The 20991-nt window shown below is 63.4% G+C and carries 22 protein-coding genes; 7 read left to right on the top strand and 15 right to left on the bottom strand.

The genetic code is table 11. The annotated features are described in order from the left end of the window. Positions 1–81: 81 nt before the first annotated feature. Both phoR and phoB read right to left on the bottom strand, forming a co-directional pair. A complete protein-coding gene (phoR, locus tag SB765_RS07530) occupies positions 82–1389 on the bottom strand; it encodes a phosphate regulon sensor histidine kinase PhoR (RefSeq protein WP_341797147.1) in 1308 nt (435 codons plus the stop codon). A 48-nt stretch (positions 1390–1437) separates the two neighbouring features. Beyond that, complete coding sequence (phoB, locus tag SB765_RS07525) at positions 1438–2127, bottom strand: phosphate regulon transcriptional regulator PhoB (RefSeq protein WP_003253341.1); 690 nt, start codon at positions 2125–2127, stop codon at positions 1438–1440. 172 nt (positions 2128–2299) lie between these two features. On the opposite strand from phoB, the gene SB765_RS07520 reads away from it, so the two are divergent. Next, entirely contained in the window at positions 2300–2677 is a 378-nt protein-coding gene (locus SB765_RS07520; protein ID WP_341798938.1) for a hypothetical protein, read from the top strand. Positions 2678–2801: 124 nt separating this feature from the next. Here the strand turns inward: SB765_RS07520 and ubiA are convergent, their stop codons facing one another. Then, positions 2802–3692 (bottom strand): 4-hydroxybenzoate octaprenyltransferase, encoded by an 891-nt coding sequence (ubiA, locus tag SB765_RS07515; protein WP_341797146.1) that lies wholly within the window; start codon positions 3690–3692, stop codon positions 2802–2804. Continuing rightward, positions 3692–4249 (bottom strand): chorismate--pyruvate lyase family protein, encoded by a 558-nt coding sequence (locus SB765_RS07510; protein WP_016502245.1) that lies wholly within the window; start codon positions 4247–4249, stop codon positions 3692–3694. Before SB765_RS07510 ends, ubiA begins: the two co-directional genes overlap by 1 nt. A gap of 130 nt (positions 4250–4379) precedes the next feature. On the opposite strand from SB765_RS07510, the gene rubA reads away from it, so the two are divergent. The 4 genes from rubA to SB765_RS07490 all read left to right on the top strand — a co-directional run bounded on the left by rubA (position 4380) and on the right by SB765_RS07490 (position 6727). Further along, entirely contained in the window at positions 4380–4547 is a 168-nt protein-coding gene (gene rubA, locus SB765_RS07505; RefSeq protein ID WP_016502244.1) for a rubredoxin RubA, read from the top strand. Positions 4548–4563: 16 nt separating this feature from the next. Beyond that, positions 4564–5712, top strand: a complete 1149-nt coding sequence (locus tag SB765_RS07500) for an NAD(P)/FAD-dependent oxidoreductase (protein ID WP_410931140.1) — start codon at positions 4564–4566, stop codon at positions 5710–5712. A 187-nt stretch (positions 5713–5899) separates the two neighbouring features. Beyond that, complete coding sequence (locus SB765_RS07495) at positions 5900–6205, top strand: HU family DNA-binding protein (protein WP_016502242.1); 306 nt, start codon at positions 5900–5902, stop codon at positions 6203–6205. Positions 6206–6352: 147 nt separating this feature from the next. Beyond that, positions 6353–6727 (top strand): SCP2 sterol-binding domain-containing protein, encoded by a 375-nt coding sequence (locus tag SB765_RS07490; protein WP_341797144.1) that lies wholly within the window; start codon positions 6353–6355, stop codon positions 6725–6727. Positions 6728–6760: 33 nt separating this feature from the next. On the opposite strand, the gene SB765_RS07485 is transcribed toward SB765_RS07490, so the two are convergent. From SB765_RS07485 to exbB, 6 genes are all read right to left on the bottom strand, one after another. Beyond that, entirely contained in the window at positions 6761–8164 is a 1404-nt protein-coding gene (locus SB765_RS07485; protein WP_410931139.1) for an HDOD domain-containing protein, read from the bottom strand. Between the two features lie 78 nt (positions 8165–8242). After that, positions 8243–10321: an ATP-dependent DNA helicase RecG gene (recG, locus tag SB765_RS07480; protein WP_016502239.1), complete on the bottom strand. Its 2079-nt coding sequence runs from the start codon at positions 10319–10321 to the stop codon at positions 8243–8245. Between the two features lie 3 nt (positions 10322–10324). Then, on the bottom strand, positions 10325–11251 hold the full coding sequence (locus tag SB765_RS07475) for a hydrogen peroxide-inducible genes activator (protein ID WP_016502238.1): 927 nt from the start codon (positions 11249–11251) through the stop codon (positions 10325–10327). Between the two features lie 94 nt (positions 11252–11345). Further along, positions 11346–12077 carry an energy transducer TonB gene (locus SB765_RS07470; RefSeq protein ID WP_016489831.1) on the bottom strand — a complete coding sequence of 244 codons (732 nt, stop codon included), beginning with the start codon at positions 12075–12077 and terminating at the stop codon, positions 11346–11348. Beyond that, positions 12074–12502, bottom strand: coding sequence for a TonB system transport protein ExbD (gene exbD / locus SB765_RS07465; protein ID WP_003253367.1), 429 nt, complete (start codon positions 12500–12502; stop codon positions 12074–12076). The genes SB765_RS07470 and exbD overlap by 4 nt, the downstream gene beginning before the upstream one ends. Before the next feature lie 3 nt (positions 12503–12505). After that, on the bottom strand, positions 12506–13489 hold the full coding sequence (gene exbB / locus SB765_RS07460) for a tonB-system energizer ExbB (RefSeq protein ID WP_341797142.1): 984 nt from the start codon (positions 13487–13489) through the stop codon (positions 12506–12508). A gap of 191 nt (positions 13490–13680) precedes the next feature. Between exbB and SB765_RS07455 the strand changes: the two genes are divergently transcribed. After that, entirely contained in the window at positions 13681–14538 is an 858-nt protein-coding gene (locus SB765_RS07455; protein ID WP_410911813.1) for an SDR family oxidoreductase, read from the top strand. Between the two features lie 128 nt (positions 14539–14666). Here SB765_RS07455 and SB765_RS07450 read toward each other — a convergent pair whose 3' ends face one another. The 5 genes from SB765_RS07450 to SB765_RS07430 all read right to left on the bottom strand — a co-directional run bounded on the left by SB765_RS07450 (position 14667) and on the right by SB765_RS07430 (position 19403). Next, positions 14667–15398 (bottom strand): hypothetical protein, encoded by a 732-nt coding sequence (locus SB765_RS07450; protein WP_341797140.1) that lies wholly within the window; start codon positions 15396–15398, stop codon positions 14667–14669. A gap of 56 nt (positions 15399–15454) precedes the next feature. Then, complete coding sequence (locus SB765_RS07445; RefSeq protein ID WP_016489827.1) at positions 15455–15835, bottom strand: RidA family protein; 381 nt, start codon at positions 15833–15835, stop codon at positions 15455–15457. A gap of 23 nt (positions 15836–15858) precedes the next feature. After that, positions 15859–17967, bottom strand: a complete 2109-nt coding sequence (gene spoT, locus SB765_RS07440; protein ID WP_016502233.1) for a bifunctional GTP diphosphokinase/guanosine-3',5'-bis pyrophosphate 3'-pyrophosphohydrolase — start codon at positions 17965–17967, stop codon at positions 15859–15861. Between the two features lie 59 nt (positions 17968–18026). Next, the gene (rpoZ, locus tag SB765_RS07435; RefSeq protein WP_003253383.1) at positions 18027–18290 is read right to left on the bottom strand and encodes a DNA-directed RNA polymerase subunit omega; all 264 of its coding nucleotides are present in this window, start codon (positions 18288–18290) and stop codon (positions 18027–18029) included. Between the two features lie 240 nt (positions 18291–18530). Next, on the bottom strand, positions 18531–19403 hold the full coding sequence (locus tag SB765_RS07430; protein ID WP_341797139.1) for a LysR family transcriptional regulator: 873 nt from the start codon (positions 19401–19403) through the stop codon (positions 18531–18533). Between the two features lie 205 nt (positions 19404–19608). On the opposite strand from SB765_RS07430, the gene SB765_RS07425 reads away from it, so the two are divergent. Further along, entirely contained in the window at positions 19609–20991 is a 1383-nt protein-coding gene (locus SB765_RS07425) for a glutamine synthetase family protein (RefSeq protein WP_410931138.1), read from the top strand.

Raw genomic sequence — 20991 nt, 5'->3', positions numbered from 1 at the left:
GTAAAAGCAAAGGGCGGCGGGCTTATTGTGGTCCCTGTGGGCGCGGGCGTGCCCGCGAAGGGCTGCGCAGCAGCCCCGATCTCAAGCCTTTTCGGTGACCAATTGTGCTGGCGCAAAGTGACAGGTAAAGGTGCTGCCATGCCCCGGCACGCTGCTGATGTCCAGCTTGCCGCGATGGCGCATCAGCACATGCTTGACGATCGCCAGCCCCAGCCCTGTGCCACCGGTATTCGACGCACGGCTGGAGTCCACCCGGTAGAAGCGTTCGGTCAGGCGCGGCAAGTGCTTGGCGTCGATGCCCACCCCCGAGTCCTGCACAGACAAGTGCGCACCTTGTGCATCGGCCCACCAGCGGATGCGGATGTTGCCCTCGTCCTGGGTGTACTTCACCGCGTTGAACACCAGGTTGGAAAAGGCGCTGCGCAGTTCCGACTCGCTGCCCTTCAGCTTGACGCCGGGCGCGGCTTCGAGGGTGATGCGCTGGTTGCGTGGCCCAGACAGGGCCTGGGCGTCGTTCTTGATCGCGGCGAGCAGGGCTTCGACCGCCACCGGCTGGTTGTCCGACGGGTAATCGGTGGCTTCCAGCTTGGCCAGCAGCAGAAGGTCGTTGAGCAGCGTCTGCATGCGCGAACCTTGCTGGCTCATCTGCTGCAGGGCGCGGGTCCAGCGCGGGTTCACATCCTCGACGTTGTCCAGCAGGGTTTCGAGGTAACCCGTGATCACCGTCAGCGGTGTGCGCAATTCGTGGGACACGTTGGCGACGAAGTCCTTGCGCATCTGTTCCAGCTGGTGGATGCGAGTGACATCGCGCACCAGCATCAGGTGTTCGTTGTTGCCGTAGCGGGTGATGTGCAACTGCACGCGCATGCGGTCGTTGATGGGCGAGGGGATTTCCAGCGGTTCGAGGTAGTTCTCCGCCTCGAAGTATTCCTTGAAGCGTGGGTGGCGCACCAGGTTGGTGACCTGCTGGCCACCGTCCTGTGGGGTCTTGAAGCCCAGCAGGGTTTCGGCGGCACGGTTCCACCATTCCAGGTTGCCGTCGCTGTCGAGCATGATCACCGCGTCGCGCAGCGCGGCGGTGGACTCCTGCACCCGGTCGATCACTGCCTGCAGGCGGCCACGTACGCGCTGGTCGCGGCGTTGCAGATGGTAAATGCTGTCGAACACCTCGCCCCACAGGCCGTAACCATCGGGCGGTGCTTCATCGGGCTGGTGGTTGCGCAGCCAGTCGTGCAGGCGCAGCAGTTGCTTGAGGGTCCAGCCCAAGTAGAGCGCCAGGCCAATGGCCAGGCTCCAGCCATAGTAGCCGCTGACCAGCCCGCCGATCAGGCAGACGGTAATCAGCAACAACAGATGGCGAATCAGGGTTGCGTGCCAGTTCTGGTTCAATTGACGGTCCTTGTACAACGACGTGCAGCTTGGCGCTCTGGAGCTCGATCAGCTCTTGGTCGAGAAGCGGTAGCCAGTGCCCCGGACGGTTTGTACCAGATTTTCGTAGGCTTCACCCAGCGCCTTGCGCAGACGACGGATGTGCACGTCGACCGTGCGTTCCTCGACATAGACGTTGCCGCCCCACACCTGGTCCAGCAACTGGCCACGGGTGTAGGCGCGCTCCTGGTGGGTCATGAAGAACTGCAACAGGCGGTATTCGGTGGGGCCCATCTCGGCGGGCTTGCCGTCGATGGTGACACGGTGGCTGATCGGGTCGAGCAGCAGGCCGCCCACTTCGATCGGCGCTTCGCTGTCGCTCGGGCCGGTACGACGCAGCACGGCTTTCAGGCGCGCTACCAGCTCACGCGGCGAGAACGGCTTGGTGATGTAGTCGTCAGCGCCCACTTCCAGGCCCTGGATCTTGTTGTCCTCTTCACCCTTGGCGGTGAGCATGATGATCGGGATGTCGCCGGTCAGCTCATCACGCTTCAGGCGGCGGGCCAGCTCAATGCCGGAGGTGCCGGGCAACATCCAGTCGAGCAGGATCAGGTCCGGTTTGCGGTCGACGATGATCGCGTGGGCCTGTTGGGAGTTTTCCGCTTCCAGGCAGTCATAGCCGGCCATTTCCAGGGCAACGGCGATCATCTCGCGAATGGGCGCTTCGTCGTCGACGATCAGAATGTTCCTGCCAACCATGCTCAAAACCTCTCCTGGATTCGGTGTCTTGGCCCGCATTAGATAACGGAATTATTGCAGCTGTGTGACAGGGCGTTGGCCGTTCTGGCGACATTGCGTGACTGAACTAGGCTTGAAAGAGCCGCAATTGTGGCACCCGAACCCAATTTTCCCGGAAACAATGGTGAATCCAATGACACGACAAACGCTGAGCTGGATGGCCCTTTTCACTGCGCTGGCGCTTCCGGCGGTGGCGTCGGCCCATCATCAGGCCAAAGAAATGAATGGCGTGCTGGTCACACCTGATCCGGCAAACATGACGCTTTATACCTTTGACAAGGATGCTGGCGGCAAGTCGATGTGCAATGACGCATGTGCGCAGAACTGGCCTCCACTGATGGCCAAAGAAGGGGATAAGAACGAGGGCAAGTGGACGCAGATCAAGCGTGACGACGGCTCGATGCAGTGGGCCTACGACGGCAAGCCGCTGTATACCTTCATCAAGGACAAGAAGGCCGGGGACAAGACAGGTGACGGCGTGAAAGACGTCTGGCATATCGCCAAGCCTTGATATTGCCGGGGCCGCTTCGCGGCCCTTTCGCGACACAAGGCCGCTCCCACAGGGTCCTGCATACACCGATCAATGTGGGAGCGGCCTTGTGTCGCGAAAGGGCTGCAAAGCAGCCCCAAGATATTCAGCTAAACGCGTAATCCAGCACCACACCAATGAACACCAGCAACCCCGCCCAGTGGTTGTGCAAAAACGCCTTGAAGCACGACTCGCGGTCCAGCTTGCGCGTCGACCAGTACTCCCAGGCAAAGCACGCCGCAGCGCCCAGCAACCCCAGGTGGAACCAGCCCCCCAGCTCGAAGCGGCTGCCCGCCAGCAACAGGCAGCCCAGCGACAGCAGCTGCAAGGTGAGGATGATGGTGCGGTCGGCCTCGCCGAACAGAATGGCGGTCGACTTCACGCCAATCTTCAGGTCGTCATCGCGGTCGACCATGGCGTAATAGGTGTCGTAACCCACCGTCCACAGCAGGTTGGCGATGTACAGCAGCCAGGCGCTGGCCGGCAGCTCGCCGCCCGCGGCAGTGAAGGCCATGGGGATGCCCCAGGAATACGCCGCCCCCAGCACCACCTGTGGGTAATAGGTGTAGCGCTTCATGAACGGGTAGCATGACGCCAGCGCCACCGCGCCGAACGACAGCCACACCGTGCGGCTGTTGGTGCACAGCACCAGCAGGAAGCTTACCGCGACCAGAATCGCAAACAATGCCAGCGCCTCGCGCGGCTTGACCCGGCCGCTGGCCAGCGGCCGGTCGGCGGTGCGTTTGACGTGGCCGTCCACCTTACGGTCGGCAAAGTCGTTGATGCAGCAGCCCGCGGCCCGCATCAGCACCACGCCAAGGCCGAAGATCAGCACGTTGGCCACGGTGGGAGAACCGTTGCCGGCAATCCACACCGCCGAGAGGGTTGGCCACAGCAGCAGGTAGATACCGATCGGGCGGTCCATGCGGCTGAGCTGGACGAAGTCCCAGGCCCGCGGGTGCAGGCGGTTCAGCGACTTGAGCAGTTGCAGGTACATCAGCGGTTTTCCTCCCTGGCCGCTTGCCACAATGCCGGCAGAAACACTTCTGCCACCAGCAGCTCCAGGCCGCCTCGTTCAAAGCGCGAGCGACGGCCCCACAGGGCTGCATGGGCTGCGTCGGTCGGTAGCCAGGCCTGTGGATAACTGCACACTTCGATCGGGTGGCGGATGAACGCCTGGTCGCAGAACAGCAACTCGCCCAGCGAGCGGCTGCCGAGGGTTTCCAGGTCCAGCCCGCCGCGCTCCAGGGCGCTGCGGCTGGCCACACTGCGGGCGAACACCCACGGCTGGCCATGGCCGCGCAGGTACACCTCGCGCACCCAGCCTTCGCTGCCGGCAGCAATGCCCAACGCCTGGCATTCATCCTCGCGCAGCGCTTGCCATCCCTCGAACAGCGGGGTTACGGAGAAGTGATCTGAAGACAGGCGGGTCAGGCGGCGGGTCAGCGAGCCTTCGTCGAATAGCCAGTCAAGGGTAGGCTGGTCGAAGTCGGTCGCCAGCTGTGAATACGGCAGCCACGCGACAGCGGCTGCTTGCGGGGATTCGTACGACACGTCGGTCTGCTTGTTACAACCAATGAGGCGGCGAGCTTAGCATGATTGCCCCGACTGCTTGCATAATGCCTGAAGCAGGGCGAAGACCCGCCAGATAAAGCCCCCAGCCTGAACCGAGGAAAAAGACCTGATGAAAAAGTGGCAATGTATTGTCTGTGGCCTGATCTACGACGAAGCCGAAGGCTGGCCCGACGACGGCATCGCCCCCGGCACTCGTTGGGAGGATGTGCCTGACGACTGGCTGTGCCCGGACTGTGGCGTGGGTAAAAGCGACTTTGAAATGATCTCCATCGGCTAATCGAGGAAAGCACGACATGACGTCCCCTGTGGTAATCATCGGTACCGGCCTGGCGGGCTACAACCTGGCCCGTGAATTTCGCAAGCACGATGCGCAGACGCCGCTGCTGCTGATCACCGCCGACGATGGTCGCTCCTACTCCAAGCCCATGCTCTCCATGGGCTTTGCCAAGCAGAAGGACGCCGACGGCCTGTGCATGGCCGAACCGGGCGTCATGGCCGAGCAACTGAACGCCGAGATCCGTACCCATACCCGGATCAGCGGCATCGACCCTGGCCACAAGCGCCTGTGGATAGGCGAAGAGGCCGTGCAGTACCGCGACCTGGTGCTGGCCTGGGGGGCGCAGACCGTGCAGGTGCCGATCGAAGGCGATGGCAGCCATCTGGTGTTCCCGATCAACGACCTGGAAGATTACGCACGCTTCCGTGCCGCCGCCGTAGGCAAACAACGTGTGCTGATCCTCGGTGCCGGCCTGATCGGCTGCGAATTCGCCAACGACATGAGCCTGGGTGGCTTCCAGGTCGACGTGGTGGCGCCGTGCGAACAGATCATGCCGACCCTGCTGCATCCCGCCGCTGCGGCAGCGGTGCAGGGCGGGCTGGAGGGCCTGGGTGTGCGCTTCCACCTGGGGCCGGTGCTGACCCGCCTGCAGCAGGTGGCCCAGGGCCTGGAGGCGCACCTGTCGGATGGCAGCGTGATCGCCTGCGACATGGTGGTTTCGGCCATCGGCCTGCGCCCACGTATTGACCTGGCTGCAGCAGCCGGCTTGCAGACCAATCGTGGCGTCAGCGTAGACCGCGAACTGCGTACCTCTCACGCCAACATCTTTGCCCTCGGCGACTGTGCCGAGGTCGATGGCATCAACCTGCTCTACGTGATGCCGCTGATGAGCTGTGCCCGGGCGCTGGCGCAAACCCTGGCCGGCAAACCGACCGCGGTTGCCTACGGGCCGATGCCGATCACCGTGAAAACCCCGGCCTGCCCGCTGGTGGTTTCGCCGCCGCCCCTGGCCCACGAGGGCACTTGGCAGGTGCAGGGGCAGGGCAGTGACCTCAAGGTGCTCTGCCACGGCGCTGACGGCGCATTGCTGGGGTATGCCCTGACCGGGGCTGCCGTGATGGACAAGCTGGCACTGAATCGCCAGTTACCGCCGGTAATGGCGTAAATAGAGGGCGTTCTGTCGGATTTATCCTGTTGTTGCCTGCACAATGGCCGGCCTGATACTGGCGCGGCCCCTGAGCACGTGCCATTCTCACTTCCGTCTGCCGCAGATTAGAGCCTGCGGTGCCTTGAGCGCTGCTCCCAAAGGCAGCACGGCATAACAACAAGAATTCCGTCAAAGAGGCTTCACTATGCGCAAACCAGAACTCGCCGCCGTCATCGCCGATAAGGCTGATCTGACCAAGGAAAAGGCCAATCAGGTGTTGAACGCGATTCTCGACAGCATTACCGGTGCCCTGGACAAGGACACGGTGACCCTGGTCGGTTTCGGCACCTTCGAAAAACGTCATCGCGGCGCGCGTACCGGCAAAAACCCGCAAACGGGTGAGCCGGTAAAGATCAAAGCCAGCAATACCGTGGCCTTCAAGCCAGGCAAGAACCTCAAGGACAGCGTCAATCCACCGGCCGCGCCAGCCAAGGCCGCCAAGAAAAAGTAAGCTTCCGCTGACGATTCGTTGATCCCGAACGGGCGCCTTCATGGCGCCCGTTGTGCTTTACACGCGGTAACTGCTGCGAACTTGCATAAAAAGGTCGTTAAGAGGATAAACTGCGAAACTTAGTCACTTTTCAATCGAGGCGTGTCGATGAAGTTCCGCTTTCTTCTCTGGGCCATGGGGCTTTTGATGGCCAGGGCCAGCCGTAACAACCCGGCATTCCAGCAGCAGCTCAAGGGCAAGGACCTGGTGTTCCAGATGCAGACCCTGGACGGCAAGGTTGCCCGGCACTTCGTCGTCAACAACGAGCGCATCAGCAGCAAGGGCGGCGCACATCCGCAGCCGGCCTTCGCCATCGCCTTCAAGGACGCTGCCTACGGCTACGCCACGATGCAGGCGGGCAACAAGCAATTGGCGTTCATGCAGGGGATTCAGGACAAGAACATCCAGATCAAGGGCAACCCGGCGCTGGTGATGTGGTTCCAGGGGCTGATGAAGTACCTGATACCGAAGAAGAAAGGCTGAAATTGCCGGGGCTGCGCAGCAGCCCCAATGGCCTTAATGCGGTGCTTGAAACTGCGAAGCCAGTTCGCGCAGCAGGTTCTCGGCTTCGAGCACCTTGTTCACTGCATCCTCGGCCTTTTCCCTGGTAATCCCAAGGCGCTCCAGCAACTCGTCAGGAATCTCTTCCTGCGGCCCGGAGCCAATCCCCCGCGAGCGCAACAGGCGGGTGGCCAGGCACACCAGGTTGGGGAACGCCGAGTACTCACCGTCGTAGGCCGGGTCGTGCTGGAAGCGCAGCGCGGTCGACAGCTCTTCGGGCATGTCCCACAGCTTCATCAGCCAGGCACCGATCTGTTCGCGGTTGATGCCCAGCAGGTGCTGTTCCACATAGGCGTGGTTCAGGTGCGGGTTGACCTCCAGGTGGCGGCAAATCAGCGAGAAGTGTGGCGGGAACACGTGCGCCAGCAGCAGGTAGCCGAAGTTGTGCAGCAGCCCGGCCAGGTAGGTCAGACCGGCTTCGGGGCGTTCTGCCCGAGGCATGGCGCGGGTCAGGCCTTCGATGATCGCGGCAGTGTAGATCGACTGCTGCCAGTAGGGTGTGGCCTGCTGCGGCTGGTCTTTCGGCAGGCTCAAGGTCTTGCCCAGCGCCAGGCCCAGGGCCAGGTTGATCACCAGGTCGAAGCCCAGCACGCGCACGATGGCGTCTTCTACCGAGCGGATCTTGCCCGGCGAAGCGTAGTAGGGCGACGCGGCCCAGCTCACCACCTGTGCCGCCAGCGCCGGGTCGGTTTCGACCACGCCGGTGATGTCATCGATGCTCGCGTTGGGGTCTACCCGCAGCTTGATGATCTTCTGCGCGGTATCGGCCAGTGGCGGGATCTCGATGGTTTCTTCCAGGCGTTTCTGGATGCGCCGGGCGGTGAAGGCCTGAACGGCATTGGTGATTTCCAGGGTGTCGTCATGGGGGCGGTCGAGGTTGGGGCTGATGGCCTCGACTTCCTGGCCGAAGCTGCTGGCGCTGGCCTTGGCCAGCATGCGCTTGAAGTGCGCGCGCTCAATCGCCAGCAGCAGCCCGCTTTCGCCAGACTGGATGTACACGGTCTCGGCGTCGAGCAGGCTCTTTTCGTACTGGCACGGTGAGCTGGTCAGCGCGGGAATGCCGGGCAGGGCCTTGAGCTGATGTTTGTCGAGCATTTGCTTGAGGCGCGGCACCGACACGGCAGTCAGCTTGCGCCCGGTCAGCTCGGTCAGGCGGTTGAGGTCCAGCAGTTGGCTCTGCGGGAACAGCACCATGAGGGCGCCGACCTCGTCGTCTAGAAGCACCGCCTGCACCCGCGAAGCCGCAGGCAAGTGCGGGTGTTGGACCACCTCGCGGTAGACGACGCCGATCTTGTCGAGCAGCAGCCTGATTACCGTGGGGGCGTGTGGGGTTGCGGTGTCCAGGGCAACTTCAGTCATGGTCCGTATCCACTGATTCTTTTAAACGCGAAGTATAACCAGCCTGCGAGCAAATCTGGATCCATTCTGGGACTAGCGTCACACTTGGCCATATTGCTGGCCATGGCGCAGCCAGCGGTCGAGCAGCGGGCTGACATGGTCCGGCCAGCGGGCCACCAGGGCTTGGGCGGCATCGCGCACAGCCGGTAACAGGTCGGCATCGCGCATCAGGTCGGCGACCTTGAATTGCAGCAGGCCGGTCTGGCGTGTCCCCAGCATTTCGCCTGGGCCGCGTAGTTCGAGGTCTTTCTCGGCAATGATGAAGCCGTCGTTGGTCTCGCGCATGATCCCTAAGCGTTCGCGGCCGATCTGCGACAGCGGCGGGTGGTACAACAGCACGCAATGGCTGACGGCACTGCCCCGGCCAACCCGGCCGCGCAGCTGGTGCAACTGGGCCAGGCCCAGGCGTTCGGGGTTTTCGATGATCATCAGGCTGGCGTTGGGTACGTCCACGCCTACTTCGATGACAGTGGTCGCGACCAGCAGCTGCAATTCACCGGCCTTGAACTGCGCCATGATTTCGGCTTTTTCAGCCGGCTTCATACGGCCGTGGATCAGGCCCACACGCAGTTCGCCCAGGGCGCTGCCAAGTTCTTCATACGTGCTTTCGGCGGCCTGGCAGGTCAGCTCTTCGGATTCTTCGATCAGGGTGCACACCCAGTAGGCCTGGCGCCCCTCGGCGCAGGCTGCGCGAACCCTTTCGACCACCTCGAAGCGTCGGCTGTCGGCTACCAGCACGGTGTTTACCGGGGTGCGCCCAGGCGGCAATTCGTCGAGCACCGAGGTGTCCAGGTCGGCGTAAGCACTCATGGCCAGGGTGCGCGGAATAGGCGTGGCGGTCATGATCAGCTGGTGCGGGCATAACTGGCCGGCTACGCCTTTCTTGCGCAGGGCCAGACGTTGCTGCACGCCAAAACGGTGCTGTTCGTCAATGATCGCCAGGGCCAGGTGCTTGAACTTCACTTCTTCCTGGAACAGCGCGTGGGTGCCGACCACCATCGGCGCACCGTTGGCAATCTGCTCCAGGGCGCTGGCCCGGGCCTTGCCCTTGAGCTTGCCGGCCAGCCAGGCCACTTCGATGCCCAGCGGCTCGAGCCAGCGCTTGAACGTGATGAAGTGCTGTTCGGCGAGGATCTCGGTGGGCGCCATCAGCGCCACCTGATAGCCGGCCTCCAGCCCTTGCAGTGCTGCCAGGGCGGCGACCACGGTCTTGCCGGCACCGACATCGCCCTGCACCAGGCGCATCATCGGCTCGTGCTGGCTGAGGTCGTAGGCAATTTCGTTGGCCACCCGCTGTTGTGCGCCGGTCGGCTGAAAGCCCAGGTTGGCCAGGTACTGCGCCTGCAGGCGCGTGGCCTTGGGCAGCACCGGCGCCCGCAGGCTGCGCAGGCTCTCGCGCAGGCGTTGCTGCGACAGCTGGTGGGTCAGCAGTTCTTCGAAGGCCAGGCGGTGCTGGGCCCAGTGCTGGCCTTCGGCAAGTTCGTCGAGGTCGGCGTCGGCTGGCGGGTTGTGCAGGTAACGGATGGCATCGTCAAGCGGCGCCAATTGGTAGTCCCGGGCCAGCTCGTCAGGCAGCCAGTCGGGCAGGCTGCGCGGGCCAAGCAGGCCCAGGCTCTGCTGGCACAACAGGCGCAGGCGTTGCTGGGTTAGGCCTTCAGTGGACGGGTAGATCGGCGTCAGGGTCTGTTCGACCGGGGGCGGCGGCTCGTCGCCGTTCAGCGCGCGGTACTCCGGGTGGTAGATTTCCAGGCCCGAGGCGCCGGGGCGGGCTTCGCCGTAGCAGCGCAGGTGGGTGCCACGTTTCAGGCCTTCCTTCTGCGCGTTGCTGAAGTGGTAGAAGCGCAACGTCAGCACGCCGCTGCCGTCGCCCAGGCGTACCACCAGGCTGCGGCGCTTGCCCATGGTCACGTCGGTACCACTGACCACACCTTCGATAACCGCATCCTGGCCGGGGCGCAGTTGGCCGATCGGCACCACGCGGGTGCGGTCCTGGTAGCGCAGGGGCAGGTGGAACAGCACATCCTGCAGGTTCTCCAGGCCGACCTTGGCGAGTTTTTCCGCCATGGCCTCGCCAACACCCTTGAGTACCGTGACCGGGACCTTCGACAGCTCACTCATGACTCAGGCCGGTTGTTCCGCAGGGGCTTTGGCGACCGAGCACAGGCGGATCGAGTCGGCGAGGATCTCGATGGCCTTCGGCCGCGGGAAGCTGGCGCGCCAGGCGATGGCCACGGTACGGAACGGTGCCGGTGCAGTCAGTGGGCGCACTTCGATGATGCCAGGGGCGTAATGATGGCTGTGCACCGCCGACAGCGGCAGGATCGACACGCCAAGGCCCGAGGCCACCATGTGGCGAATGGTTTCCAGCGAGCTGGATTCGACCGTGGTGTGCCTGGCGCCTTCGCCGCCCTTGTTCAGGGTCGGGCAGGCTTCCAGTACCTGGTCGCGGAAACAGTGGCCCTCACCGAGCAGCAACAGGCTCTTGTCGTTGAGCATGGCGGTGTCGATGGTCTTTTTTGCCGTCCATGGGTGGTCGGCGGGCATCAGGGCGCAGAACGGCTCATCGTACAGCGGCAGGGTCAGCACATCGGCTTCGTTGAACGGCAGGGCGATGATTACTGCATCCAGCTCGCCGTTACGCAGCTTTTCACGTAGCACGTGGGTGAAGTTTTCTTCGATGTACAGCGGCATCTGCGGCGCTACGCGGTGCAGTTGCGGGATGAGGTGCGGGAACAGGTAGGGGCCGACGGTGTAGATGGCACCGACCTTGAGCGGGGCGGTCAGCTGGTTCTTGCCAGCCTGGGCCAGTTCGCGAATGCCTTGGGCCTGCTCCAGTACCTTCTGCGCCTGGGCGACGATGCTTTCGCCGACCGGGGTCAGGCGTACCGCGCTTTTGCTGCGCTCGAAGATCAGAACGCCAAGCTCGTCCTCGAGCTTCTTCACACCGACCGACAGGGTCGGCTGGCTCACGTGGCAGCGTTCGGCGGCATGGCCGAAATGCTGTTCCTGGGCGAGTGTGACGATGTAGCGTAATTCGGTGAGGGTCATAACGTGCGTCCATGAAGTTGCGGGCCCAGCATAGCGGCTGCAATCGATAGACGCACGTTATCAGAGTTGCCGATTTGTGACAGAAGCAAAAGTCTTAGCGGCGGTCCAGCGAGTAGACGAACGGTGCCACGACTTCGATCGTGCCATTGTTCAGCAACTCGGGTGGCGGCTTGGGTACCGTGCCGGCCCGACGGATCATTTCCAGGGTCGCCCGGTCCAGTGCAGCACTGCCCGATCCACCTGCCATGGAGTACGACACCACCTTGCCTTCGGCGTCGACCACGAAGCGCAGGCGGTTGATGCCTTGCAGGCCGCGACGGCGCGCGTCTTCCGGGTAACGCTTGTACTTCGCCAGGTGGCGCAGCAGGTCGCTCTGCCAGGTTGGCAGGGCGTTGCTGTTGGACGCAATGCTCGGCGCCGGTGCCGCAGACTTCTGCGGTGGCGTATTGCTTGGCGGTGCGTCTACCGTTTGCTCGGTGGGTGGCGCTTCCTTCGGCGGCTCAGGCTTTTTCTCGGGTTTCGGCGGCTGGGGCTTGGCCTTCGGCTTGGGCGGCTTGGGGATGGCGATCTTGGGCTTGGGGGCTTCGGCCAGCTTGGGCAGTGGCGGTTCTTCGACCGGTGCCGGTGGCTGTGGCGCCGCTTTCGGTGGCGGTGGTGGCGCTGGCTCCGGTAACGGTGCCAGCTCGACCATCATCGCTGCCGGGGGCAGTTCGATGGCCTGGGGCACCGACCAGTTGAGCGTCAGCAGCACGGCGACCACGTGCACGCCCAGCACGATCGCCAGGCTGCCACCGTAGCGCGCCATGTTTGAGCGCGTTTTCGTCATTTCTTGGCTGCCGTCTCGAGACCTACCAGACCGACCTTGAGGTAGCCGGCCGCGCGCATGTTGTTCATCACTTCCATCAGGTCGCCGTAATCCACGCCTTTGTCAGCCTGGAAGAAGATGGTGGTTTCCTTGTCACCCTTGGTCTTGGCGTCGAGCATCGGGCCAAGCTGGTCGGGCGCAGCAACCTGATCGTCGCCGACGTACAGTTTCTGGTCGGCCTTGACGCTGACGAACACCGGTTTCTCGGGCCTCGGCGCCGGTTTGGCGGTTGAAGCGGGCAGGTCGACCTTGATGTCGACCGTGGCCAAGGGGGCCGCGACCATGAAGATGATCAGCAGCACCAACATCACGTCGATGAACGGCGTAACGTTGATTTCGTGGTTTTCGGCGAGGTCGTCGCCACCTTCGTTGAGATGCAGGCCCATGGCTTACCCCACTTTCACCATGTGCGGGGCAGCGCGCTCGCTGCCCTGGTGGTCCAGGTCACGGCTGACCAGCAGCAGTACCTGGGCGGAGGCGTCGGACACCTGGGCCTTGTAGCCTGCGATAGAGCGGGCGAAGACGTTGTAGATGACTACAGCCGGGATTGCAGCGACCAGGCCCAGGGCGGTGGCCAGCAGGGCTTCGGCGATACCTGGGGCAACTACGGCCAGGTTGGTGGTCTGGGTCTTGGCGATGCCGATGAAGCTGTTCATGATGCCCCATACGGTACCGAACAGACCGACGAACGGCGCGGTGGAACCGATGGTGGCAAGTACGCCGGTGCCGCTGCTCATGGTGCGACCGCTGGCATGAACCAAGCGCTCCAGGCGGAAGCTGACGCGCTCCTTGATGCCTTCTTTTTCGCGGGCATTGGCCGACAGCCGCATCTCTTCAAGGGCATCGTGGACCAGGGTGTGGGCCAAGGTACCTTCCTTGTTTGAGACTTCGCTCGCGTCTTTCAGGGTGGTGGATTTCTTCAGCTGGGCGATTTCACCACGCAGACGACGCTTGGCGCCCATCAGCTCGAAGCCTTTGGCGATCCAGATGGTCCAGGTGATGATGGAGGCGATGGCCAGGCCGATCATGACGATCTTCACCACGATGTCGGCGTTCTTGTACATGCCCCATGGGGACAGGTCGTGGGCCATGCCCAGCGAGGTGTCTTCTACCAAGGCTTGAACGTTCGAGTCTGCCGGGGGCGTTGCATCGGCCGGGGTGGCAGCAGTGGCGTTGGCAGCAGGCGCCTGCGCGTCGGCAGCCGGGGCTGCAGCAGGTGCGGCCGGGGCAGTGGCAGCAGCAGGCGCAGCGGCGCTGGCGGTTGGCTCATCGGCCATGGCCACCGGGGCCAGCACCAGGCTGAGTGTCAGCGCGGCGATGGCGCGCCAGGCGCGCGACGGGGTTGGCGAAGCGGAAGGTTGAATACGTGTCATGCTGGCCGGACCTGATGAAGAAATAAAGTGAGCGTTCTCCAAGGCCTCGAGGTAGGCCGAGAACAAATTGGCGGCCATTATTGCAAGTAATTCTTGTTAACAAAAGTAATCTTGTTGCTTTTTTCGCCTATGGTCTAGCCGCCCATCGTGTAGCGTGGCCGGGCTGATCAATTGGTCTAGGGAGTTCAGAGATGTCAGACCTTTCCGTGATGGTGGTGGGTTGTGGTGATGTAGGTGGGCGTCTGGCCCTGCAAATGCTGGGCAAAGGCTGGCAGGTAAGCGGCCTGCGCCGCGCTGTCGGGCAGCTGCCTGCGGGCGTTCAACCGGTTGCCGCGGACCTGGCCGAACCGTCGATCCCGCAAGCCTGGCCACAGGGTCCACTGGATTACCTGGTGTACTGCGTGGCGGCCAGCCAGCACGACGAGGCCGGTTACCAGGCGGCCTATGTGGATGGCTTGCGCCATGTGCTGGCCTGGCTGGCCGAGCGAGGCCAGCGCCCCCGTCGCCTGTTGTTCGTCTCCAGCAGCAGCGTGTATGCGCAGAAGGACGGCGAGTGGGTCGAGGAAGGCGCGGCCACCGAGCCCGAAGGTTATTCCGGGCGGGTGATGCTGGAGGCTGAGCGGCTGGCGCTGGCCAGTGGTATCCCGGCGAGCGTTGTGCGCCTGACGGGCATCTACGGCCCAGGCCGCGAGTGGCTGCTGAGCCAGGTGCGCCAGGGTTACCGCGTCGCCGAGGAGCCGCCGCTGTATGGCAACCGTATTCATGCCGAGGATGCTGCCAGCCTGTTGGCGCACCTGCTGCAGGCCGATGCCGATGGCAAGGTGCTGGACGACTACTACATTGGCGTTGATGACGACCCGGCGCCGCTGGCTGACGTGGTCGCCTGGCTGCGGGCATACATGGGGGTTACCGAGTGGTCCGATGAACAACGGGTGCGGCGTACCGGCAGCAAGCGCTGCAGCAACGCCCGGGCCCGGGCGCTGGGCTGGGCGCCGGTGTACCCAAGCTACAAGGAAGGGTACGCAGCCATCCTGAAAGGAGGGCGTTGAATTTACCGGCCTCGTCGCGGGTAAACCCGCTCCCACAGGGATATCACAAGGCCTGAAGACAGTGATTACCCTGTGGGAGCGGTTTACCCGCGAAGAGGCCAGTACATTCAGTGCAAATGCAGCAGGATTCAGTTCTGCTCCAGCACCCACTGGCGCTTGCCCGCCGCCAGCTCCGGCATTTCATCCGGTTGCGCACGGTTCACTGCCTGGAAAATCTCCAGTGTGTCGCCATCACGCTTGATGATGAACGGTGCACCACGCTGGTTACGCTCCAGCCACAGGCTGTCATTGCTGCCGCCCATGGTCGCGCAGTCGCCTGCCAGGCACAGTGCGAAACGGTCTGGCCCCGGCAGGCCGGTGACGTTGCCGGTGTCGCTGAAGCGCACGCTGGCACCTTTGCCCTCGCCTTCGACCACCTTCCAGTTGCCGCCCAGGTAGGCCTGGTACAGCGCTTTCTCGAAGCTGCTGCCCAGCGGCGCATTGGCAGTCGCCGGCGCCTTGGCACGGACGAAGGTCTGCTTGGCGCCACGCTGGTCGACGGCTTGCAGCTCGTCACCGTCGAGCGACAGCTGCTCGGTCTGGCCGCCCTCGAAGCTGGCCTGCCATTGCTTTTCGTTGCTGCTCAGCTGGCCGTCAGCGGCCTCGAAGCCATTGCTGTAGCTGGCCTGCTGGCTGGCAACGTCGAGCTTCCATTCGAACACGGGGCCGTGTTCATTCAGCGCTTGGCGCAGGCTGCCGCCTTTTACCGCAGCAGTGATGGCCTCCTGGTTGATCCAGGTGCCGTTGAAATCTTCGGGTTTGTGGCTGGCGCAGCCGCCCAGTAGCAGGGCTGCCAGCGCGAGGGGCAGTGCTTGACGCATGACGGGATAACCTTGCAAAGGAGGGGGTGACGGGCAGGGCGCCCGTCACCGGGGCATCATTCGATGACCAGGATGGCGTCCATTTCGACCTGGGCGCCTTTCGGCAGCGCGGCAACGCCAATGGCGGCGCGGGCCGGGTAGGGCTGTTCGAAGTAGCGGCCCATTACCTCGTTGACCTTGGCGAAGTGGCTCAGGTCGGTGAGGAAGATGTTCAGCTTGACGATGTCCTTGAACGAACCGCCAGCGGCTTCAGCCACGGACTTGAGGTTCTCGAACACCTGCACGGTCTGGGCTTCGAAGCCTTCGACCAGTTCCATGGTCTTAGGGTCCAGCGGGATCTGGCCCGACATGTACACCGTGTTGCCGGCCTTGATCGCCTGCGAGTAGGTGCCGATGGCGGCTGGGGCCTTGTCGCTAGTGATGACGGTCTTGCTCATGATGACTCCTTGCGGTTGGCGGACTACGTACGCATGCGGGTGATGCGGACCACACCGGTCAGGGTACGCAGCTTCTTGATCACACGCGCCAGGTGCACACGGTCGTGCACGCTGACCACCAGTTGGACCACGCTGATACGGCCGTCGCGTTCGTCCATGCTGATCTTCTCGATGTTGCCGTCGGCGGCGTTGACGCTGCTGGCCAGCAGGGCGATAAGGCCGCGCTGGTGCTCCAGTTCGACACGCAGTTCGACATTGAACTCACCGGTGATGTCCTTGGCCCAGGAAAGCTGTACGCACTTCTCCGGGTTATGGCGGATTTCACTGATGTTGCGGCAATTCTCCAGGTGCACGACCATGCCCTTGCCGGCTGACAAGTGGCCAACGATCGGGTCGCCAGGGATTGGCGTGCAGCACTTGGCGTAGCTCAGCACCAGGCCTTCGGTACCACGGATCGCCAGCGGGCCTTCCGGTGCAGGCAGTTGCTCGCCGTCGGCCGACAGCAGGCGGCGTGCGACCACGTAGGCCATGCGGTTGCCTAGGCCGATGTCTTCGAGCAGGTCTTCGATCAGTTCCAGGCGGTACTCGGCGAGAATCGCCTGGATGCGCTCCTGGGGGATTTTCTCCAGGCTGCTGTCGAAGCCGGTGAGCACCTTGTTCAGCAGGCGTTCGCCCAGGCTGATGGACTCGGAGCGGCGCTGTTGCTTGAGCGCGTGGCGGATGTGCGTGCGCGCCTTGCCGGTCACCACGAAGTTGAGCCAGGCCGGGTTCGGCCGTGCGCCTGGGGCGCTGACGATTTCCACCGTCGAGCCGCTTTGCAGCGGTTCGGACAGCGGCGCCAGGCGGCGGTTGATGCGGCAGGCGATGCAACTGTTGCCGACGTCGGTATGCACCGCGTAGGCGAAGTCCACCGCCGTGGAGCCTTTGGGCAGCTCCATGATGCGGCCTTTGGGCGTGAACACGTAGACTTCGTCCGGGAACAGGTCGATCTTCACGCTCTCGATGAATTCCAGCGAGTTGCCGGCACGCTGCTGCAGTTCGAGGATGCCCTTGACCCACTGGCGCGCGCGGGCGTGGCTGCCCTTGGGCTGCTCATCGTCGTTGGACTTGTACAGCCAGTGCGCGGCAATGCCGTTGTTGGCCATCTCTTCCATCTCACGGGTGCGGATCTGGATTTCGATGGGCACGCCGTGCATGCCGAACAGCGTGGTGTGCAACGACTGGTAGCCGTTGGCCTTGGGAATCGCGATGTAATCCTTGAAGCGACCGGGCAGCGGCTTGTACAGGTTGTGCACGGCGCCAAGCACGCGGTAGCAGGTATCGACCTTGTCGACGATGATGCGGAAGGCATACACGTCCATGATCTCGTTGAAGGCACGGCGCTTGCCGCGCATCTTCTTGTAGATGCCATAGAGGTGTTTCTGCCGGCCGCTGACCTCGCCCTCGATGCCGTCGGCAGCCAGGCAGTTGGCCAGCGAATGCTCGATCTTGGCGACGATCTCTTTGCGGTTGCCGCGTGCGCTTTTCACCGCCCGGTGAATCAGCGACGAGCGCATCGGGTGCATGGCCTTGAAGCCGAGGTCCTCGAACTCCACGCGCACGGTGTGCATGCCCAGGCGGTTGGCGATGGGGGCGTAGATTTCCAGGGTTTCCTTGGCGATGCGTCGGCGTTTTTCGCCGGACAGCACTTCCAGGGTGCGCATGTTGTGCAGGCGGTCGGCCAGCTTGACCAGGATCACGCGAATGTCGCGGGCCATGGCCATGGCCATCTTCTGGAAGTTTTCGGCCTGCGCCTCGGCCTTGGTCTCGAAGTTCATCTGGGTCAGCTTGCTGACCCCATCGACCAGTTCGGCCACCGTCTCGCCAAACTGCTGGCTGAGGGCTTCCTTGGCGATACCGGTGTCTTCGATCACATCGTGCAGCATGGCCGCCATCAGGCTTTGATGGTCCATGTGCATGTCGGCGAGGATGCTGGCCACGGCCAGCGGGTGGGTCACGTAGGGCTCGCCACTGCGGCGGCGCTGCCCATCGTGGGCCTGTTCGGCGTAGAAATAGGCGCGCCGGACCAGGTTGACCTGTTCGGGGCCAAGGTAGGTCGACAGCCGTTCGGCCAAGGCTTCTATACCCGGCATGGGTTCACCTCCTGCGGAGGACGAGGGCCTTGCGCCGTGCGACGTCGACCTGGCATCAATCAGACAGCCTCGTTGTTCTCGTCCTCGAAGGCGGCGAAGACCGGATCCTCGGTGACGATCTCTTCAGCGGCGATGAACTCGTTGGTGACGATGCCTTCGGCGATTTCACGCAGGGCAACAACGGTCGGTTTGTCGTTTTCCCACGCAACGCGTGGCTCTTTGCCGCCGGTCGCCAGCTGGCGAGCGCGCTTGGTCGAGAGCATGACCAGCTCGAAGCGGTTATCCACGTGTTCCAGGCAGTCTTCAACAGTTACGCGGGCCATGGTCTTCCTCAGTAGCAAATGCGGTGGTCGTGCAGCCCAGTAATGGGCAGGCGGACTCGATAGTATAAAAATTCACCAGCCAATAGGGAAGCGCTGTTTTGCCGGGCGGTCACCTTGAAGCACTGTGTTTGCTTCTTCGCGGGTTAACCTGCCCCCACAGGCACCGCCTACCCTGTGGGAGCGGGTTTTCCCGCGAAAGGGCCGGAACAGACAGCCGCAATACTTGAGCCGACGATAACCTCAGAGCATCGCGCCACGCAACCGCGGCGTCAGCTCTTCGAAAAGGGTCTGCACCGAGCGCAGCGCCCGGCAATCCGGCCGGGTCAGCAGCCACAGCTGGGTGTCGCAACCCGGCAGCGGTCCGCTCAGCGCATCCACGCCGGGCAGGGCGTGCACCATGTAGTCCGGCAGCGCCGCCACGCCCAGGCCGGCAGTTACCAGCTGGGCGATGGTCGACATGCCGCTGCACTGATAGCGCGGGCTCAACCCAGGGTGCTGCTGGTTGCGCCAGACCACCGTGGGGTGGTCCTGCATCGAGTCGTCGGGGGCGATCCATGGCACACCGGCGGGCGACTCGGCCAGGCGCTCGCGCCACTGCGGCTGGCCGCAGACCACATAGGAAGTGGACCCCAGGTTGCGACCCACCAGGTGCTCCGGTGGTGTGTTGGTCAGGCGCAGGGCAATGTCGGCATCACGCCGGCTGAGGTTGGCGAAGGTGTTCGAGGTGCCCATCTCCAGCGACAAGGCCGGGTAGTTGGGCATGAACTCGGCCAGCGCCGGCAGCAGCAGGCTATGCATCACCGCCTCGGTGCAGGTCACCCGCACCGTGCCGCTTACAACCTGCTCGCCACTGGTCATGGCAATGCGCGCCGCCTCCAGCGCCTGTTCCGCGCGCTCGGCCTGCTCCGCCAGGGCCTGGGCAGTGTCGGTCGGCAGGTAGCCCTTGCGGCTCTTTACGAACAAGGCGGTGCCCAGCGCCGACTCCAGCCGTCGGATCGAGCGGAATACCGTCGAAACGTCGACTTTGAGGAGCTCGGCGGCTTTGGCCAGCGAGCGGCCGCGCTCCAGTGCCAGGACCAGGGAGAGGTCAGCGTGGGTGATCTGATATTGCATTGGTGCACGCTCTGCTTGCCGAAATGCCAATGTCTGTTGCGTCGGGGCCATTTTATAGTGAAACGGCCCCCCGGAATCAATGCGTCCGGTCGGGTAACCAATCCCCACGATGGGAAAGTGAAAAAAACAACAGCTGCAACCATCGTCGCCCGTGAGGCGCCAGCCGTATCCCCACATCGCCGCAGCACATCAAAGGATGTACACCATGACGTCGGTAGCCCCGTGCGCCAGTTCTTCCAGCGAGATGAATGACTTCCTCCAGGCCCATCCGGAAACGCAGTACGTCGACCTGCTGATCTCCGACATGAATGGCGTGGTACGTGGCAAGCGCATCGAGCGGGCCAGCCTGCACAAGGTGTACGAGAAAGGCATCAACCTGCCGGCTTCGCTGTTCGCCCTGGATATCAACGGTTCCACGGTAGAGAGCACCGGCCTTGGCCTGGACATTGGCGATGCCGACCGCATCTGCTTCCCTATCCCCGGCACGCTGTCGGATGAGCCGTGGCAGAAACGCCCCACCGCCCAGCTGCTGATGACCATGCACGAGATCGAAGGCGCGCCGTTTTTCGCCGACCCGCGTGAAGTGCTGCGTCAGGTGGTGAGCAAGTTCGACGATCTGGGCCTCACCATTTGCGCGGCGTTCGAGCTGGAGTTCTACCTGATCGATCAGGACAACCTCAACGGCCGCCCGCAGCCGCCGCGCTCGCCCATTTCCGGCAAACGTCCGCAGTCGACCCAGGTGTACCTGATCGACGACCTCGACGAATATGCCGACTGCCTGCAGGACATGCTCGAAGCGGCCAAGGAGCAGGGCCTGCCTGCCGATGCCATCGTCAAGGAAAGCGCCCCGGCGCAGTTCGAGGTCAACCTGCACCACGTGGCCGACCCGCTGAGGGCCTGCGACTACGCGATCCTGCTCAAGCGGCTGATCAAGAACGTTGCCTACGACCATGAAATGGACACCACCTTCATGGCCAAGCCCTACCCGGGCCAGGCCGGCAACGGCCTGCACGTGCATATCTCGCTGCTGGACAAGAAAACCGGCAAGAACATCTTCTCGAGCGATGACCCGCTGCAAAGCGACACGCTGCGCCACGCCATTGGTGGTGTGCTGGAGACCATGCCGGCGTCGATGGCCTTCCTCTGCCCGAACATCAACTCTTACCGCCGCTTCGGCGCGCAGTTCTACGTGCCCAATGCGCCGAGCTGGGGCCTGGACAACCGCACCGTGGCCGTGCGCGTGCCTACCGACAGCAGCGAAAACGTGCGCCTGGAGCACCGCGTGGCCGGCGCCGATGCCAACCCGTACCTGATGCTCGCGGCAATCCTTGCCGGCGTGCATCACGGCCTGACCAACAAGGTCGAGCCGGATGCCCCGATCGAGGGCAACTCATACGAGCAGCTGGAACAGAGCCTGCCGAACAACCTGCGTGATGCGCTGCGCGCGCTGGACGACAGCGAAGTGCTCAACCAATACATCAGCCCGGACTACATCGATATCTTCGTGGCCTGCAAGGAAAGCGAGCTGGCCGAGTTCGAAGTGTCGATTTCCGACCTTGAGTACAACTGGTACCTGCACACGGTGTAA

Origin of the sequence: Pseudomonas sp. SIMBA_067, from assembly GCF_046534675.1 — a bacterium.
Taxonomy (GTDB): Bacteria; Pseudomonadota; Gammaproteobacteria; order Pseudomonadales; family Pseudomonadaceae; genus Aquipseudomonas; species Aquipseudomonas putida.
This window is presented reverse-complemented; position numbering and strand designations above follow the sequence as displayed.